Origin of the sequence: Halobaculum marinum (genome assembly GCF_029338555.1) — an archaeon.
Classification (GTDB): domain Archaea; phylum Halobacteriota; class Halobacteria; order Halobacteriales; family Haloferacaceae; genus Halobaculum; species Halobaculum marinum.
In genome coordinates this window covers 342,958-359,325 of the sequence record NZ_CP119989.1, presented here as the reverse complement: position 1 = coordinate 359,325, position 16,368 = coordinate 342,958, and the positions used below count along the sequence as shown (strand labels likewise).

The following is a 16,368-nucleotide window of genomic DNA, read 5'->3' as shown; positions in this document are numbered from 1 at the left end:
ATGGCGCGCGACGCCGACCACGCGGCCGACGGGCCGACGGGCGACGCCCGGCCCTCGCCCGACGCGAGTGCGACCCCGGACCCTCTCCCGGACGCCGACCGCGACGCGGCTACGCTGCTCGCGGACCTCCGCGCGGCCCGCCAACGCCGCGCCGACGCCGAGGCCGCGGTCGAGGAGCACGGCGAGGCGACGCTGGAGACGGTTCGCGACGCGGTCGACCGCGCCGACCGCCTGCTGGAGCGGTACGCCGACTCCGCCACCGGCACCGGCGACTTCCAGGCGTACGTGGAGTTCCAAGGAGAGTTCGCGGGCGTCGTCGAGGGTCTCGACGAGTCCACCCCCGGCTACGACGCGTTCGAGCGAGCCAACGAGGCGGTCGACGGGCGTCGCCTCTCCGAGTCGGACTTCGAGCGCGCCCGCGAGGCGCTGGGCCCGGCCCGCGACCTCGCCGGCCGCCTCGCCGAACGCGAGGGCGCGGCGACCGCCGTGTACGAGGCCGAACGAGACGCACAGCGTCGGCTCGACCGCCTCGACGACCGGATCGCAGAGTTGGATCGCCTCGTGGAGTTGGGCGAGGCCGACCTCGACGCGCCGGTCGAGAACCTCCGCGACCCCATCGCCGCGTACGACGACGCCGTCGCGGCCGCCTTCGAGTCGTTCCGTCGGGAGGCGCCCGCCCGCGAAGTGCTGGCGTTCGTCGCCGAGGCCGCCGAGACGCCGTTCGTCGACTACACGACCCCGCCGCCGGAGTTGGTGACGTTCCTCGACGACGTGGACGCAGGGACCGACCCTATCCCCGACCTGCTGGAGTACGCCGACTACTCCGCGTCGAAACTGGACCACTACGTCGCGGACCCGGGCACGTTCACCGCCCGGGTGCGTCCTCACCGGACGTATCTCGAACGGCTCTCCGCCGACCCTCTGACCGTTGGCTGGCCGCCGCCGGCGGCGGAGACGCTCCGCTTCCAGCGAGAGGAACTCGTCTCGCTGGTCGCGAAGTTCGCCGACGAGTCGGTCGTCGCCCGCGCTCGCGCGCTTCGGGGGGCGGCCGACCACCCCGAGTACGAGCGACTCCGCCGCGCCGCCGAGGCGGAGGCGGAACTGTCGGACGCTGAGTTCGACCGCGTCGCCTCCGGCGCCGCGGCCGACGAGTTGGCCGCCGCACGGGCACGGCGGGCCGCGCTGACCGACGCGCTCGACGGCGAGTGACCATGGGCGCGACCGCGGACTACAGCGGTCGCGCGTACACCGCTGTCGGGTACGACCCGTCCCACGCCTCGAACGCCGACGAGCCGACGCGCTCGAAGCCGCGCGCCTCGTAGAACCCGCGGGCCGCGTCGTTCGCCTCGAACGTCTCCAGCGCGAGTCGGTCGAACTGGTCGGGGACCCGCGCGACGAGCGCGTCGAGCAACGCCGTCCCGACCCCCGAGCCCTGTCGGTCTGGGTGGACGTATATCGCCCGCAGGTCGGCGTCTCCGGCCTCGCAGAACGCCTTGCGGCCGTCGCCCCACACGACGTCGGCGAACCCGACGACCGCGCCGGGCGCGCGGTCGACGGCCACGAGGAACGCACGGTCTTCGCCCTTGGCGCGTTCGTACCGCGTCTGGAGGGCGGCGCCGCTCGGCACCGTCATCGCGTCGAGTCGGTCGGCGGGGAGGATGTCGGCGTAGGCGTCGCGCCACGCCGCGCGGTTCACCTCCAACGCCGCGCGGAACTCCGCCGCCGATGCGACGGAGCGAACCAGCGTGTCCATGTCGCCGACTCGGTGCCGTTCGAGCAAAAGTCGCGGGGGTGCTCGGGGGGCAGCCTACCGGGAGTAGGCTCGCACCCGAGTCGAGACGCGCCTGCACACGAGCGACATTATCCGGGCCTGCGGCACCCCTACTCGCGTGCCGTCGTCGCATAACGAAGCGGTCCTGGCGCGTCTCTCCTCCGTTCGTCATGAACACGACTGGTGCGATCCGGACGGGCGGAGGGACCGACGAATGACCGACGACCACACGCTCTGGCTCACTCGCCGGCGCGCGCTCGCGGCGGGCGGGGCCGCGGGGGCGCTCGCGCTCGGCGGCGCGGGTCTCGCGTGGGCACAGGAGGACGACGAAGACGACGAGGACGACGAGAACGGGAACGGCGGCGGCGCCCGAACCTACCGCGTGACGGTCGCGAACCTCACGCCGGGGCAGCCGTTCACCCCGCCGGCGGTGGCGCTCCACCGCCCGAGCGCCGAGGTGTTCTCCGTCGGCGAGCCGGCGAACGAGGCGGTCCAGCAACTCGCCGAGAACGGGAACCTCGACCCGCTGCTCGCGCTGATCGGAGAGACGAACGCCATCCGCACGGCCACCGTCGGCGGGTCGCCGCTGGTGCCCGCGGGCGACCCCGGGGAGACGGACCTCCCGTACTACACGTCGCTGGAGCTGTCGGCGGACGCGAGCGCGACCCACCTCACGTTCCTGTCGATGCTCGTCGCGACCAACGACGGCATCGTCGGGCTCGACACGGTCGAACTGCCGACCGCGGTGAACGCCTCCGAGACGCACTACGCCAACGGCTACGACGTGGGGACCGAGGAGAACACCGAACTGTACGAAGACCTCGTCCCGCCCGCCCAGTCGCTCATCCTCGGCGGCGACCCGGACGGGGGGACGACCGAGAGTAACCCGGACCTGGCGACCGACGACGTGATCCGGCCGCACCCGGGCGTTTCGGGCGATGGCGACCTCGACCCGGCGGTGTACGGGTGGGAGGAACCGGCGGCGCTGGTGCAGGTCGAACGGATCGAGTGAGGAGAACGAGTCGCGGCGTCGGCACGACCGCGGGCGTCGGTTACGCCTCGCTGTCGGCTACGCCTCGACGCCGGCCTTCGCGTCTTCGAGCGCCTCGCGCGCCTCGGTCGCGAGCGCCCGCGCACGCTCGGGGTCGGCGGACTCGGCGTATACGCGCACCTTCGGCTCCGTGCCGGAGGGGCGCACGAGCACCCACGCGTCGCCGTAGTCGAGGCGGTAGCCGTCTTTGGTGTCCGGGTCGGCGTCGGCGGCCTCCGCGTACGCCGCGGCGGCTTCCAGCATCGCGGTCAACTCGGCGTCGGACTCGTAGGTGAGGTTCTCGCGGACGTTCGTGTAGTCCTCGTAGGGGGCGACCACCTCGCTCACGCTCGCGTCGCGCTCGGCGAGCAGTTCGAGGAACTTCGCGGCGATGAACGCGCCGTCGCGCACGAGTCGGTAGTCGGGGAAGAACACGCCGCCGTTCCCCTCGCCGGCGACGGGGACGGACTCGCCCTCGCGCCACAGCTCTTTGATCCGGGTGATGATGTTCGTCGAGCCGATGGGCGTGAGTTCGAGGTTCGCGCCCGCCGCCTCGCAGACGTCGACGAGGCGCTGGGAGACGTTCACCGCGGCGACGGTCGTGTCGCCCTCGCCGAGGTGGTGGGCCGCCAGTGCCGCAAGCGAGGCGTCCCCCTCGACGTAGTCGCCGTCCTCGTCGACGAACACGGCGCGGTCGGCGTCGCCGTCGTGGGCGATACCCACGTCGGCGTCGGCGGCGCGGACGAGCCGTTTCAGGTCGGCGAGGTTCTTCTCGACGGGTTCGGGGTCGCGTCCCGGGAAGTGGCCGTCTGGCTGGGCGTTCACCGTGACGACGTCACAGCCCAACTCGCGGAAGAACTCGGGGGAGGTGAGTGCGCCGGCGCCGTGGCCGGGGTCGAGCGCGACCGTGGGGTTCGCGTCGGCAATGGCGTCGCGGTCGACCGTGTCGAGCATCTCTGCGACGTAGTCGTCGTTGGCGTCGGCGACGCGGCGGGAGGCGCCGATGCGGTCCCACGCGACCGTGGTGGTGTTCTCCGCGAGCAGGCGCTCTTCGATCACTTCGAGCCGGTTGACGGGGAGTTCGACCCCGTCGTCGCCGACGAGTTTCACGCCGTTGAACTCCGGCGGGTTGTGCGACGCCGTGATCATCACGCCCGGCACGGCCTCGACTTCGCAGTACCGCACCAGACTCGGGGTCGGGACGACGCCGAGTCGCTCCACGTCGACGCCGGCGGCGGTGATGCCGGCGGCGGCGGCGTCCGCGAACGTCCGCCCGGACGTGCGCGTGTCGCGGCCGAGGGCGACGCGCTCGGCGTCCCACGTCGCCGCGGCGGCGGCCGCCACCCGGGAGACGAACTCCGGGGTGAACTCCTCGCCCACGACCCCGCGGGTGCCGCTCGATCCGAAGACCTTCATTCGGTTCGTAGGTCCGACGCCGGGCGGGATAGTGGTTCCGACCCGTAGCGCCCCTTGCGACACCGAACCGAGGGGGTCGTCCCCGCGGTGGCCGGGGCGGGATTTACCTCGGATGCCGACGAACGCCCGCCCATGATCCACGCGACCGGTCGACTGTTGTCGGTCGACCTCTCGGCACGCGAGGCGACCGAAGAGGACGTCGACGACGTGCTCGGGGCGTTCGTCGGCGGGCGCGGCGTCGCCACCAAACTGGCGTTCGACCGCGTCCCGTTCGACGCGGACCCGCTCGGCCCGGAGAACCGTCTGTACCTGACGACGGGGCCGCTCCAACACTCGTCGATGAGCTTCACCGGACGGATGAACATGACGAGCGTCTCCCCGCTGACGGGCGGCCTCGCGTCCTCGAACGCCGGCGGCTTCCTCTCGCGCAACTTCACCGGGACCGGCTACGCCGCCGTCGAACTCCGCGGCGCAGCGGACGAACCCCTCGCAGTCCACGTCCGCGACGACGGCGTCACGTTCGAGGAAGTGCCCGAGTTGGTCGACGCGGAGGTGCCCGAGGTGACGGCGTGGGCCGAGGAGGAACACGACCTCGAGGCCGAACACCTCGCGTGCATCGGCCCCGCCGGCGAGCACCTCGTGCGCTACGCCTGCGTGATGACCAGCGAGACCCGCGCGTTCGGGCGCACCGGCATGGGGGCGGTGCTCGGGAGCAAGAACGTGAAGGTGCTCACGTTCGACGGCGACGCGGAAGCCGACGTGGAGATCGACCCCGTGCAGTCAGAGATCCACCGCGAGGCCGCCACGTCGGACCACATCATGAAGCGGCAGGGAACCACCAGCGTCACCGAACTCGCCAACGAGGTGGAGGCGCTCCCGACCGACTACTTCTCGAAGCAGTCGTTCGACGGCGTCGAGGGCATCGGCGGCGACGCAGTGGAGTCGAAGAAGTACAAGCGGGGAACCTGCTCGCAGTGTGCGTTCGCGTGCAAACTCCCCACGAGAGACGAGGAGGCGGGCGTCGAGACGGAGGGGCCGGAGTTCGAGACGGTGATGGCGTGGGGGTCGAACCAGTCGGTCGACGACGTGGTCGAGGTGATGAAGGGGAACGAACTGTGTGACCGCCTCGGCGTCGACACCATCTCCGCGGGCGACACGATGGCGGCGTACCTCGCCAGCGAGGACGACCTCGGCAACGCCGAGCGCGCCCGCGAATTGCTCCAGAAGGCGGCGTTCCGCGAGGGCGAGGTCGGCGACCTGCTCGCGGAGGGCGTCCACCGCGCCGCCGCCGAGTTGGGCGTCGACGACTGGACCGTGAAGGGACTGGAGTTCGCCGCCCACGACGGTCGGGCGCTCAACGGGCAGGGCCTCTCGTTCGCGGTGTCGAACCGCGGCGCCGACCACATGTACGCCGGCTTCTACGCGAAGGAGTACCCGCTCGTCTCCAAGGAGGAGGCGCTCGACAAACGCGGGCTGGAGGGGAAGCCGCCGCTCGTCGCCGAAGCGGAGAACCACGCCGCCGTCCTCGACTCGGCGGTCGCGTGCAAGTTCAGCCGGGACTTCGTGAGCGACGAGCGACTGGGCGCACTGCTGGACGCCGACTACGACGACTTGTTCGACGTGGGCGCCCGCGTCGTGGAGTTGGAGCGGGCGTTCAACAACCGCCGCGGCTTCGACCGCGCCGACGACACGCTCCCGTACGACATCGACGGCTTCGACGCCGCGCTCGACGAGTACTACGAGTCCCGCGGCTGGCGCGAGGACGGCGTCGTCCCCGGCCTCGGCGAGGCTGGCGGGGGGAGCGACGCGGCGGCGGCGGACGACTGAGGGGGCCGTCGTGACGGACACCGCGGTCGCCGACGAGTCTGATGCGGCCGACGCGGCCAACGCGACCCACGCGGCCAACGCGACCCACGCGGCCAACACGACCGACGCGGGGACCGCCGACCGCGACGACGCGCCCGCCCCGGACCGCACGGAGACGACGGAGGTCGTCGTCGTCGGCTGCGGCCCCGGCGGCGCGGTGCTCGCGTCCCTGCTCGCCCGCAGCGGCGTCGACGTGACGCTCGTCGAGCGGGAGGCGACGTTCGAGCGCGAGTACCGCGGGTTCGGCTGGAACCCCGGCGTCGTCCGGCTGTTCGACGAGATGGGCGTGCTCGACGACGTGCTCGACCTCGCCCACGAGACGGTCCGAGACGGCTCGTTCGTCGTCGCCGGCGAACGGGTGTCCGTCCTCGACTTCGACCTGCTCGACACCGACTACCCGTACGCGCTGCTGATGGAACAGCCGGCGCTGTTGGAACTCCTCGTCGACCGCGCGAGCGCGTACGACGGCTTCGTCTTCCGTCCCTCGACGACGGTGACCGACCTCCGGCGCGACGCCGACGGCGCGGTGTGCGGCGTCGTCGCCCGCGACCGCGCGGCCGACGAGGTCGTCGCGGTCGACGCCCGCGTCGTCGTCGGCGCCGACGGCCGCTACTCCACGGTGCGCTCGACCGCCGATATCGACGCGGGGCTGTTCGACTCGCCCATCGACCTGGTGTGGTTCACCCTCCCGGCAGGCGCGGTCGACGCCGCGACACAGGGGCAGTTCGGGCCGGGGGGCGTGCTCGTCCACTTCGGCCTCGGCGGCGGCCGCCTCCAGGTGGGCTACCCGGTCCTCGACGGCACGTGGCCGGCGGTCCGCGCCGAGGGGTTCGACGCGTTCCGCGAGCGCGTCGCCGCCGTCGACCCCGCGGTGGCCGACGCGATGGCGGCTCACCTCGATGGCTTCGCCGACACGACGCTCCTCGACGTCGCGCCCGGCGTCGCACCGACGTGGACCCGCGACGGCCTCGTCCTGCTCGGCGACGCCGCCCACGTCGCCAGCCCCATCGGCGCGCAGGGGAACCCCCTCGCCGTCGAGGACGCGGTCGTCCTCCACGACCTGCTGGCGGGGGCACTCGCGTCGGGGAACGGGCCGCTCTCGGCGGCGACACTCCGTCCGTTCGAGCGCCGCCGCCGACCGACCGTCGAGCGCGTCATCCGGCTCCAGCGCCGCGGCGCCCGGTCGCTCGCCGCGTGGCTCCGGTACGGCCGGTACGTCCCGCCGGCGCTCGTGCGCGTCCCGGCGGCCGCGTTCGGCCGGGTCGCCGCGCGGAGCCGCCTCGCCCGCCGGCCCGTCGAGGCGTTCGCGCTCGGCGACCGCTCGGTGTCGGTCGCGCGCGACCGCTTCGTCGACGCGGACGGGGACTGACTCGTCGACTGAGCCGTCGCCGGCACCGTCGACCAGACGGGCGACGGCACGCCCGGCGCGACACCGCCTTTCAGCCGTGATAGGCGGGGCCGAACGGTTATCCCGCACCTCCACTCCGGATCCGATGTGAACACCAAACGGATGTCGACCATCTCGCTGGGGACGCTCCTGGTTGTCGCAGGAGTGGCGGCGGCGCTCATCGCCGTCCAAGTGATCTGAGCGGGTCGACCGGGAGCATCGGGAGCATCGGGAGCAAACGCGAGCAACGGGAGCGACGAGAACACGGGAGCCGAACGGGAGCGGACGCGGAACCGCGACGGGGCGCGACCGGGAGCCCGGCGCGAACCGACGAACCCAACCGCCGCGAGCCCCTGCCCTCTGTCGATGGAGATCCAGTTCCTCGGCGGCGCCCGAGAGGTGGGTCGCTCGGCGATCCTCGTCGACGACGCGCTCCTCCTCGACTACGGGACGCTCACCGGGGACCCGCCGCAGTACCCCGTCGGTCGCCCGGAGCCGGACGCCGTCGTCGTCAGCCACGGCCACCTCGACCACGTGGGGCAGGTGCCCGCGCTCCTCCGCGGCGACCGCCGGCCGCCGATTCACTGGACGCCGCCGACGAGCGAGTTGGCGCGGGTGCTCGCCCGCGACACGCTGAAACTGCGCGGCTACGACTGCACGTTCACCGAGAGCCACGTCCAGCGGATCGGTGAGGTCGAGCAGCGCCACGGCTACGACGAGCCGTTCGTCGTCGAAGCCGGCGGCACCGACTACGAGGTCACCTTCTACGACGCCGGCCACATCCCCGGGAGCGCGCACGTCCTCGTCGACGACGGCGACACCCGCCTCCTCTACACCGCGGACTTCCACACCGACGACACGCGCCTGCTGTCGGGGTCGACCGCCCGGCCCGACGCGGACACGGTGATCTGTGAGAGCACGTACTCGGACGTGGCCCACGAGGACCGCCGGCGCGTCGAGGAGCGGTTCGTCGAGCGCGTGCGCCGCACCCGCTACGAGGGCGGCACGGCACTGATCCCGGCGTTTGCGATCGGCCGCACGCAGGAGGTGCTGCTCGTGTTGGGCGACACGGAGGTGCGCCCGTACCTCGACGGGATGGGTCAGACGGTCACCGACATCGTGCGCCGCCACCCCGAGTTCGTCCGCGACCCCGACGCGCTCCGTCGGGCGAAGTCCGGGGCCCGCTACGTCACGGGGAAGGACGGCCAGCGCGAGCGCATCGCCGCCGACAACGAGGCCATCGTCACCACCTCCGGGATGGTGTCCGGCGGCCCGGTGATGCGCTACCTCCCCCTCCTGCGCTCGGACCCGACGAACCACGTCTGTCTCACCGGTTATCAGGTCGAGGGGACGAACGGTCGGCAACTCCTCGAACACGGGCGCTGCGAGTTGGACGGCGGGGTCGTCCCCGTCGCCGCCGGCGTCGAGTTGTTCGACTTCTCGGCGCACGCCGACCGCGACGGCCTCCGCGCGTTCCTCGACAGCTACCGCGACGCGACCGTGCTCGTCAACCACGGCGACCGCTGTCCGGCGTTCGCCGAGGAACTTCGGGCAGACGGCTACGACGCGAGCGCGCCAGAACTGGGCGAGCGCGTCGTCGTCTGACCAGCGGGTCGTCGCTGCGCCTCAGGTGGCGTCGGCCGACTCCACCTCGACGGCGACCTCGTTGCGCCGGAGGAACGGGAGCGTCCACGGCGCGTCGTACCCCATGTAGAACGGTTCGCCAGCCAGGGGCACGGACGCGTCCTCCAGCGCGTCCTCCAGCTTCTCGACCTCGTTGGTCACCCGGCGGTCGGTGGCGCGCCACGAGAACCGTCGGACGGCGAGCGTCCGCTCGGGCACCGCGACGAGCGTCACGTCCTCGTCGGTCGGGCGCGGCGCCGTCTCGGCGTCGTACTCAGCCGGGAGGTAGAACGCCATGCGCACGCCGTCGGCGGACGCGTCCGTCTCGACGGGGGCGGTCATCGGGATGCGCCGGTTGCCGTCGCTCACCTCGACGGGCGCCGTCATCGGGATGGACACGCCGCCGTCGCCCCCGTCGCCGTCCACCTGGACGGGGGCGGTCATCGCGAGGTCCGTCTCCGCCTCGTTGGCGCCGGCGATGTAGCGGAACAGCCGACCGAACGCCTCGCGTCGGCTGTCGGCGACCGTCTCCGCGAGCACGGTCGGCGGGTACCGGCGCAACTCCACGTCGCCGACGCTGGCGACGACGGTGTACGGCACCGTCTCGGTGGTGTAGCGCTGGTAGAGGTTCCACGCACCGACGAGGCCCACGAGGCCACCGACGGCGCCGAGCGCGAGCGAGGTGGTTCGCTTCATACCGACCGGATACGCGCCCGGAGCGTATACTGTTTCTCACGACCCCGACGCACCCGGACGCGCCCGCGTCGGTCGCTCACGCCGCTCACGCCGCTCACGCCGCTCACCGACCGGCCGTCGGGACGCCGACGCCGACTTCCGCGACGTAGCGGTCGTTGAGGACGTCGACCGCGCGGTCGACGTGGCCGGCGGGGACGTACACGAACGGCACCGAGCGGTCGAACTCGCGACCGCCGTACAGGCCGTGGTCCGACAGCGGTTGGACGCGCCCGTTGTGCGCCAGCGGGATGTCGGCCAACTCCTCCGGTTCGTACTCGGGGACGTACGAGCGTTCGATCCACACCTCGTGGCTCGGCACGACGAGTGCCTCGGTGAGCACTGCCTCCAGCCGGTCGGCGTCGCCGACGAGCCACTCGGAGTAGGCGACGACTCCCTCGTTCGTCTCGGGTGCGATCACGTCAGCGTAGCCGAGGCGGTGCTTCCAGCACGACTCGGCGAAGTCGCGCGAGCGGAAGCGGTCGTACAGCGCGGCGAACGCCTCGGTCGGCGGGTCGGCGGCGGCCCGGCGCAGGCGCTCCATCGCGGTGTGGTCGGTGAGCCACCCGTCGACGACGCCGTCGACGGGGAACAGCGGGTCGTCCTCGGCGGCGGCGAGTTCGTCCAGCAGGCGCCCGACGAGCACGTTCGCGTACACCGACTTGTGGTGCTGCGTCACCCACATGTACAGCGAGACGCGTCCTTCGAGGTAGTTGCCGACCGTCGACAGCGCCTGCTCGGAGAGCGCGAGGCCCGCATCCGGGTGGGCGGTGTAGGCGGCGAGCATCCGGTCGGTGTCGACGCCGAGCACGTCCGCGCCGGTCATCCGGTCGTCGCGGATGATGTAGTCGAGGCGGTCTACGTCGACCGGCGAGTGGAGGAGCTGGGCGGCGACGCCGTGTTGCCAGCGCCCGCCGGCCTCGTACGCGAGGCTCCAGCCGAGCACCTGCGCGCACACCTCGAACGGGTCCACGTCCATCGCACACAGCGGCTCCGCGAACCGTTCGAGGACGACCACACAGCTCAGCAGTTCGTGTGGTGCGGCTGTCCGGATCGGGTACGGGTGCTCCCACCCCGAGTCGCCCTCGGGGGCGACGCCGACCCGCTCGAACCGCTCGGCGAGCCCCAACGCCGCGAGTCGGTCGCGCAGCGCGGCGGCGTCGAGGTGTCGCTCGCCGACGTGCGACAGCGGCGTGTGGCCCACGTCGTGGAGGAGGGCGGCGCACGCGAGCGTCCGCTGGATGTCGTCGAGTTCAGCCTCGCCGACGCCGTCGCGGAAGTACGACTGCGAGCGGAGGCTCTCGAAGACGGTCGTCGCGAGGTGGTACACGCCGAGCGAGTGCTCGAAGCGGGTGTGGGTCGCCCCCGGGTACACGAGGTACGTCGCCGACAGTTGGCGAACGTGTCGCAGGCGTTGGAACGTCCGGGTGTCGACGACGCGCTCGACCAGCTCCTCGTCCAACTCGATGTAGCCGTGGACCGGGTCCTTGACGCGTCGCGTGCTCACGGTGTTCCTCCGACTCCACGGCGGCGGGTGAAGTGCCGTTCGGTTCGGGGCGGCGCCGTCGACTCGGTCGGCTCAGTCGTCGGTGGCGTCCGCCGCTTCGGCGGCGTCTTCCTCCCCGGCGGCGTCGGCCGCGCCGTCGAGGCCGAACGACACGCCCGTCAGCTCCTCGGACACCGTCCAGAGCCGCTCGGCGTCGTCCTCGCGGTACGAGCGGTCGCTGGAGCGCTGGCGTTCCGGGTGCCCCCGCATGTTCAACAGCCCGCCGGGGCCGACGTAGTCGCCCCCGGAGACGGTCGGTGCGGTCGCGGCGTACAGCAGCGGCCACGCGCCGCGCTCGGCCGACTGCGCGAACACCGCGTTGGCGGCCTTCATCAGCAAGGCGCGGAACTCCGACCCCTCGGCCTCGGGGCCGCGTCGCTGGAGGTTCGTCGCGGCGTACCCGGGGTGGCAGACGACGCTGGTCACGTCGTCGACGCCGGCGGCGTCGAGTCGGCGGTCGAGTTCGTAGCCGAACAGCACGTTCGCCAGCTTGCTCTGGGCGTACGCCTCCCACTTGCCGTACTCGTATTCGTGCTGGAGGTCGTCGAAGTCGATCTCGCCGCGCTCGTGGACGCCACTCGACTGCGTGACGACGCGGCTCTCGCCGTCGGCGGCGCGGAGGTGGTCGAGCAGGAGGCCGGTGAGCGCGACGTGCCCGAGGTGGTTGACGCCGAACTGTGTCTCGAAGCCGTCGACGGTCTCCGTGCGCGGGATCGCCATCACGCCCGCGTTGTTGCACAGCACGTCGATCGGCTCCGTCCAGTCGTCGGCGAACGCGCGGACCGACGACAGGTCTGCGAGGTCGAGTTCGCGCACGTCGAGTGCGTCGCCGTCGACGCCCGGTTCCGCGTGTCGGATCTCGGCGGCGGCGTCCGTGCCGCGGTCGACGCTCCGGCACGCCAGGGTCACGTCGGCGCCCGCGCGGGCGAACCCCCGCGTCGCCTCCTTCCCGATGCCGCTGTTTGCTCCCGTGACGACGACGCGCTCGCCGTCCATGTCGGGGAGGTCCGCCGCGGTCCAGCCGGTCATGTCGCCCCAGACGGGCGCCGACGGGGTAAACCCGGAGGTCGCGGCGAGGCCGTCGCTACAGCCACCCCTCGCGCCGGAAGTACGCGATGAGCACGAGCGCGATGCCACCCATCCCGAGCATCGTCGCGTGGTAGGCGTACGGCCACGACAGCTCCGGCATCGACGCGAAGTTCATCCCGAACACGCCCGCGACGAACGTGAGCGGCAGGACGACCGTCGCGACGACCGTCAGCCGACGCATCACCTCGTTGGTCGACTGCGACAGCGTGTTGAGGTACATGTCGCGCGCACCCGCCGTGAGGTCGCGGTACGTCTCGGTTAACTCGACCAACTGGACGACGTGGTCGTACACGTCGCGGTAGTACTTCTCGGTCGACTCGGCGACGTGGTCCGCGTCGCCCCGCGTCAGCGGGCTGAGCGCGTCGCGCGTCGGCCACACGACCCGCCGGACGGAGAGGAGTTCCCGCCGGAGGTCGTTGATCTCGGCGAGCGTCCCCGGGTCGGGGGCGTCGATCACCAACTCCTCGACCGTCTCGATGTCGTCCTCCAACTCGTCGAGCAGGCGGAAGTAGCCGTCCACGATGCGGTCGACGACGAGGTAGCCCGCGTAGTCCGGGCCGCGCGCGAGTGCCCGTCGCTCGGCGCCAGCCAGGCGGTTCCACACTGGCTCGACGGCGGCGCCGCCGTCGGTCGTCACCGTCACGAGCCAGTCGTCGCCGACGAACACGCCCACGGACCGGGTCCGGATCTCCTCTAAGAACGTCGTGTCGCCGATGCGGAAGCGCGCGGCCTTCACGAGCAGGAACGTGTACTCGTCGAGCACCTCCGACTTCGGGCGGGCGTCGCCGACCACGTCCTCGGCGTGGAGCGCGTGGATGCCGAACCGCTCGGTCACGGTCGCCAAGTCCCCCGTCGGGCGGGTCGGCCCCTGCCCGTCGCCTGCGGGGGCGGTGTCGGCGTCGTCCGCCGACTCACCGACGTCTACCCACACCCACGTCGTCCCGGGTGCCACAGCGGCGGCCGCCGGATCATCGAACGTCGCCGCCTCGCCGTCGGTGTACGACATCGCGCGGATCACGGGCGGTCACTCTCGTTCGTCGCCGCCGTCCTCGTGGTCGCGTCGCCTCCATCGGATCGGGGCGCACCCCCGCCGGTGACGGTCCCACCGCCGTTGCGCCCGTACGTGACGGCCGCGAGCGTCACCCCGATCAACAGCCCCGCGATGCTCACCTCTCGCCCCGGGTACGGCGCCGCGACGCCAGCGACGTAGCCGACGAGCGACGCCAGCGTCAGGGCGATCGCGGCGAGGAACGTCCGGTCCATGCCTCGGCGTCACCGGCGGGGCCCCTAATCGTTCGGGCGCGCAACAGCCATGCCTTGCGGTGACGTACCACGGGTATGGCAGTCGACGACGCGGACCGGTCGCTCCCCGAACTCACCGACGACGAGGAGCGTGCGCTCCACCTCCTGCAGTTGGGTATCGAACACGCCTACCGGGCGTACGCGGACCTGCTCGGCTGTCACCACCGAACCGGCCACGCCATGGACCGGTTCGCCGAGGCGGAGCAGCTACTCCGGGAGGCCGGCCACGACGGCTACGCCGACGAGATTCGCGACCGACTCCTGCCGCTTGGCGCGGTGGAGGACCGCTGGACGTACGAACTCGTCACGGAGTTCCGACACGGTCTGGTCGACGAACTGGAGGCGTTCGAGACGACCGTGCGCGACGACCTCGCAGGCGGCCTCGACCACGTGAGCGAGCGCGCCCAACAGCGTGCGTGGCGCGAGCGCGCACGCTCGGGGAAGTGGCGAGAGTGATAGCCGGGGCTCGCTCGCTTCGATCGCCGGGTCACAATTGAGTAGTGGGTCGCTCGCGCCCTCGTCCTCGCCTCAGTCGTCGTCGACGACGACTTCGACCGGCTCGGACTCTTCGACGGTCTCCTCGCCGCCGCGGCTCGACCGCTCCTGGTACAGCATCGCGCCGGCGACGAGGAGCACGACCCACGAGCGCCAACTCGCGAGGTTGAGCGTGTAGCCGATGCCGAACGGCTTCTTCACCAGCATGCCCTTGCCGGGCTGCCAGTACGAGGAGAGCAGGCGACCGACGCTCGGCCGTTCGAAGTTGTACGGGATCCCGAAGAGTTCCCCAGACTGGGGTTTGTCAGCCATGTGCCGACCAACGGCGGCTTCGGATAAATCGTTTTGCCCCGACGCCGACAGGTCCTCGCGAGGGTTCTTCCCCGATAGCGACGCAGCCGCCACGATGCGCTGACAGTCGCGGCGCGCCGGGACGCGGGTGTGCGGCCCGACGGCGCGTGTCGCTCGCCACGAGCAGGGCCGCCTGTCCGCCCCTACTGGTAGCGACCGCGTCGCTCGACGCCGCGGAGGCGCTCCAACACCGCCTCGTCGCCGACCGCGCGGTAGCCCGCCTCCACCGCCGCCACCAGCGGCTCCGCCGTCGCCGCGGTTCCCTCGACGGACTGCTCGAACACGTGGAGGTCCATCGCGTAGTCCTCGACGTGGTCCGACTGGTAGCCGAGGCCGAAGTCGATGAGGAACACCCGGTCCCCACCGACACGGCAGTTCCGGGTCGTCGGGTCGCCGTGCACGACGCCCTCCCCGTGGAGTCGCGCGAGGTGTTGGCCGACGGTTCGCGCGTGGTCGGTGGTCAGGTCGGCAGCGAGGTCGCGCTCGCCCACGAACTGCATCGTCAGCGTCGCCTCGGGGACGTCCACGTCGTGCACCAGCGGCGTCGGCACGCCCGCGCGTCGCGCCGCCGCGAGCAGGCGCGCCTCCGCGACCGTCCGCTCGCGCCGGAGCGTCGCATCGAGGTCGGGGTGGCGGTACGCCTTCGGGAGCCGTCGCTTCACCACCTCGTCGTCGTGGACCTCGACGGTCGCCTCCGCGCCGCGGAGGTCGGCGTCGTCACCGTCCGGGTCGGGGACGCGCGCCACCGATTCGCCCGAGCGCCACGTCACCGGCACCTGGTCGGGCCGGAAGTCGGGGTCGATGGCCGAGTCGGCGACGGCGACGGTGTCGCCAGCGGCGGCCATCTTCGCGCCGAGCACCGCGATCATTCCCGCGTTGTCCCGGAGGAACCGCGGTTCGGGCGCGTGGAACTCGGCGCCGCGCTCGGCGCACATCGACGCGAGCATCTCCCGGAGGCGCGCGTTCTGGCCGACGCCGCCGCCGAGCACGAGTTCGTCCGTGCCCGTCAGCGACAGCGCTCGCTCGGCGACTTCGGTGAGCATCGCGAACACGTGCTCTTGCAGCCCGACACAGACGTCTTCGACGGGGACGCCGTCGTCGTACGCGTCCTTCGCGGCGGACATGATCCCGGAGAACGAGAAGTCCATCCCCTTCACGACGTACGGCAACTCGACGAACTCGCCGTCGGCGGCGTGCGACTCGATCTTCGGGCCGCCGGGGTGGCTCCAGCCGACGTGTCGGGTGAACTTGTCGAGCGCGTTGCCGACGCCGGTGTCCATCGTCTCGCCGAGGACGCGGTAGCGGCCGTCGTGGAAGCCCAACAGGTGGGCGTTCGCGCCGGAGGCGTTCAGACAGACGGGCGAGTCGAACCCCGCGCGGTGGCGACCGATCTCGAGGTGGGCGACCATGTGGTTGACGCCGACGAGCGGGACGCCGAGCGACTGTGCCAGCGCCCGCGCTGCGGTGGCGACGATGCGGAGACACGGGCCGAGTCCGGGCCCGCGCGAGAAGGCGACGGCGTCGACCGGCGGCTCGTCGTCGTCACGGTCGTCGTACTCGTCGCGAGCGTGGTCGAGCGCCGTCTCGATCACCCGTGGGATCGCGTCGCCCATGTGCTCGGCGGCCTCGCGCGGGTGAATGCCGCCGCTGTCGGGTTCGTACGGGTCGGACTCGATAAACACGGCGTCGGTCTCGGCGTCGAACACCGCGGCGCTGGCGCACCAGGCGGTCCCCTCGACGCCGAGGACGCGCATCCGGCG

The 16,368-nt window shown here is 72.1% G+C and carries 15 protein-coding genes; 6 read left to right on the top strand and 9 right to left on the bottom strand.

Features of this window, described 5'->3' with window-relative positions; translation table 11 throughout:
- A complete protein-coding gene (locus P0R32_RS01940; protein WP_276238243.1) occupies positions 1–1,209 on the top strand; it encodes a DUF7118 family protein in 1,209 nt (402 codons plus the stop codon).
- A gap of 19 nt (positions 1,210–1,228) precedes the next feature.
- Here the strand turns inward: P0R32_RS01940 and P0R32_RS01935 are convergent, their stop codons facing one another.
- Positions 1,229–1,753, bottom strand: a complete 525-nt coding sequence (locus P0R32_RS01935; protein WP_276238242.1) for a GNAT family N-acetyltransferase — start codon at positions 1,751–1,753, stop codon at positions 1,229–1,231.
- Between the two features lie 232 nt (positions 1,754–1,985).
- Between P0R32_RS01935 and P0R32_RS01930 the strand changes: the two genes are divergently transcribed.
- Positions 1,986–2,783 (top strand): spondin domain-containing protein, encoded by a 798-nt coding sequence (locus P0R32_RS01930; RefSeq protein ID WP_276238241.1) that lies wholly within the window; start codon positions 1,986–1,988, stop codon positions 2,781–2,783.
- A 57-nt stretch (positions 2,784–2,840) separates the two neighbouring features.
- Here P0R32_RS01930 and glmM read toward each other — a convergent pair whose 3' ends face one another.
- Entirely contained in the window at positions 2,841–4,217 is a 1,377-nt protein-coding gene (glmM, locus tag P0R32_RS01925; protein WP_276238240.1) for a phosphoglucosamine mutase, read from the bottom strand.
- A gap of 132 nt (positions 4,218–4,349) precedes the next feature.
- On the opposite strand from glmM, the gene P0R32_RS01920 reads away from it, so the two are divergent.
- From P0R32_RS01920 to P0R32_RS01910, 3 genes are all read left to right on the top strand, one after another.
- Positions 4,350–6,044 (top strand): aldehyde ferredoxin oxidoreductase family protein, encoded by a 1,695-nt coding sequence (locus P0R32_RS01920; protein WP_276238239.1) that lies wholly within the window; start codon positions 4,350–4,352, stop codon positions 6,042–6,044.
- Between the two features lie 10 nt (positions 6,045–6,054).
- On the top strand, positions 6,055–7,452 hold the full coding sequence (locus P0R32_RS01915; protein WP_276238238.1) for an FAD-dependent monooxygenase: 1,398 nt from the start codon (positions 6,055–6,057) through the stop codon (positions 7,450–7,452).
- 384 nt (positions 7,453–7,836) lie between these two features.
- Positions 7,837–9,075, top strand: a complete 1,239-nt coding sequence (locus tag P0R32_RS01910) for an MBL fold metallo-hydrolase (protein ID WP_276238237.1) — start codon at positions 7,837–7,839, stop codon at positions 9,073–9,075.
- A 21-nt stretch (positions 9,076–9,096) separates the two neighbouring features.
- Here the strand turns inward: P0R32_RS01910 and P0R32_RS01905 are convergent, their stop codons facing one another.
- The 5 genes from P0R32_RS01905 to P0R32_RS01885 all read right to left on the bottom strand — a co-directional run bounded on the left by P0R32_RS01905 (position 9,097) and on the right by P0R32_RS01885 (position 13,723).
- Entirely contained in the window at positions 9,097–9,789 is a 693-nt protein-coding gene (locus tag P0R32_RS01905) for an SOUL family heme-binding protein (protein WP_276238236.1), read from the bottom strand.
- A 103-nt stretch (positions 9,790–9,892) separates the two neighbouring features.
- Entirely contained in the window at positions 9,893–11,332 is a 1,440-nt protein-coding gene (locus tag P0R32_RS01900) for an HD domain-containing protein (RefSeq protein ID WP_276238235.1), read from the bottom strand.
- A 72-nt stretch (positions 11,333–11,404) separates the two neighbouring features.
- Positions 11,405–12,400, bottom strand: coding sequence for an oxidoreductase (locus P0R32_RS01895; RefSeq protein WP_276238234.1), 996 nt, complete (start codon positions 12,398–12,400; stop codon positions 11,405–11,407).
- Positions 12,401–12,455: 55 nt separating this feature from the next.
- A complete protein-coding gene (gene corA / locus P0R32_RS01890; protein ID WP_390218996.1) occupies positions 12,456–13,478 on the bottom strand; it encodes a magnesium/cobalt transporter CorA in 1,023 nt (340 codons plus the stop codon).
- On the bottom strand, positions 13,475–13,723 hold the full coding sequence (locus tag P0R32_RS01885; protein WP_276238232.1) for a hypothetical protein: 249 nt from the start codon (positions 13,721–13,723) through the stop codon (positions 13,475–13,477). The genes corA and P0R32_RS01885 overlap by 4 nt, the downstream gene beginning before the upstream one ends.
- A 75-nt stretch (positions 13,724–13,798) precedes the next feature.
- Between P0R32_RS01885 and P0R32_RS01880 the strand changes: the two genes are divergently transcribed.
- Positions 13,799–14,218: a hypothetical protein gene (locus P0R32_RS01880; protein WP_276238231.1), complete on the top strand. Its 420-nt coding sequence runs from the start codon at positions 13,799–13,801 to the stop codon at positions 14,216–14,218.
- Positions 14,219–14,290: 72 nt separating this feature from the next.
- Here P0R32_RS01880 and P0R32_RS01875 read toward each other — a convergent pair whose 3' ends face one another.
- Together P0R32_RS01875 and P0R32_RS01870 are read right to left on the bottom strand one after the other, a co-directional pair.
- Complete coding sequence (locus P0R32_RS01875; protein ID WP_276238230.1) at positions 14,291–14,569, bottom strand: DUF5808 domain-containing protein; 279 nt, start codon at positions 14,567–14,569, stop codon at positions 14,291–14,293.
- Between the two features lie 182 nt (positions 14,570–14,751).
- On the bottom strand, positions 14,752–16,362 hold the full coding sequence (locus tag P0R32_RS01870; RefSeq protein ID WP_276238229.1) for a bifunctional N(6)-L-threonylcarbamoyladenine synthase/serine/threonine protein kinase: 1,611 nt from the start codon (positions 16,360–16,362) through the stop codon (positions 14,752–14,754).
- Between the last annotated feature and the right edge of the window lie 6 nt (positions 16,363–16,368).

Bases quoted from the DNA above. Each gene is read 5' to 3' on its own strand.
- P0R32_RS01940 (WP_276238243.1), top strand. From the start codon at position 1: ATGGCGCGCGACGCCGACCACGCGGCCGACGGGCCGACGGGCGACGCC.
- P0R32_RS01935 (WP_276238242.1), bottom strand. From the start codon at position 1,753: ATGGACACGCTGGTTCGCTCCGTCGCATCGGCGGCGGAGTTCCGCGCG.
- P0R32_RS01930 (WP_276238241.1), top strand. From the start codon at position 1,986: ATGACCGACGACCACACGCTCTGGCTCACTCGCCGGCGCGCGCTCGCG.
- glmM (WP_276238240.1), bottom strand. From the start codon at position 4,217: ATGAAGGTCTTCGGATCGAGCGGCACCCGCGGGGTCGTGGGCGAGGAG.
- P0R32_RS01920 (WP_276238239.1), top strand. From the start codon at position 4,350: ATGATCCACGCGACCGGTCGACTGTTGTCGGTCGACCTCTCGGCACGC.
- P0R32_RS01910 (WP_276238237.1), top strand. From the start codon at position 7,837: ATGGAGATCCAGTTCCTCGGCGGCGCCCGAGAGGTGGGTCGCTCGGCG.
- P0R32_RS01905 (WP_276238236.1), bottom strand. From the start codon at position 9,789: ATGAAGCGAACCACCTCGCTCGCGCTCGGCGCCGTCGGTGGCCTCGTG.
- P0R32_RS01895 (WP_276238234.1), bottom strand. From the start codon at position 12,400: ATGACCGGCTGGACCGCGGCGGACCTCCCCGACATGGACGGCGAGCGC.
- P0R32_RS01885 (WP_276238232.1), bottom strand. From the start codon at position 13,723: ATGGACCGGACGTTCCTCGCCGCGATCGCCCTGACGCTGGCGTCGCTC.
- P0R32_RS01880 (WP_276238231.1), top strand. From the start codon at position 13,799: ATGGCAGTCGACGACGCGGACCGGTCGCTCCCCGAACTCACCGACGAC.
- P0R32_RS01875 (WP_276238230.1), bottom strand. From the start codon at position 14,569: ATGGCTGACAAACCCCAGTCTGGGGAACTCTTCGGGATCCCGTACAAC.
- P0R32_RS01870 (WP_276238229.1), bottom strand. From the start codon at position 16,362: ATGCGCGTCCTCGGCGTCGAGGGGACCGCCTGGTGCGCCAGCGCCGCG.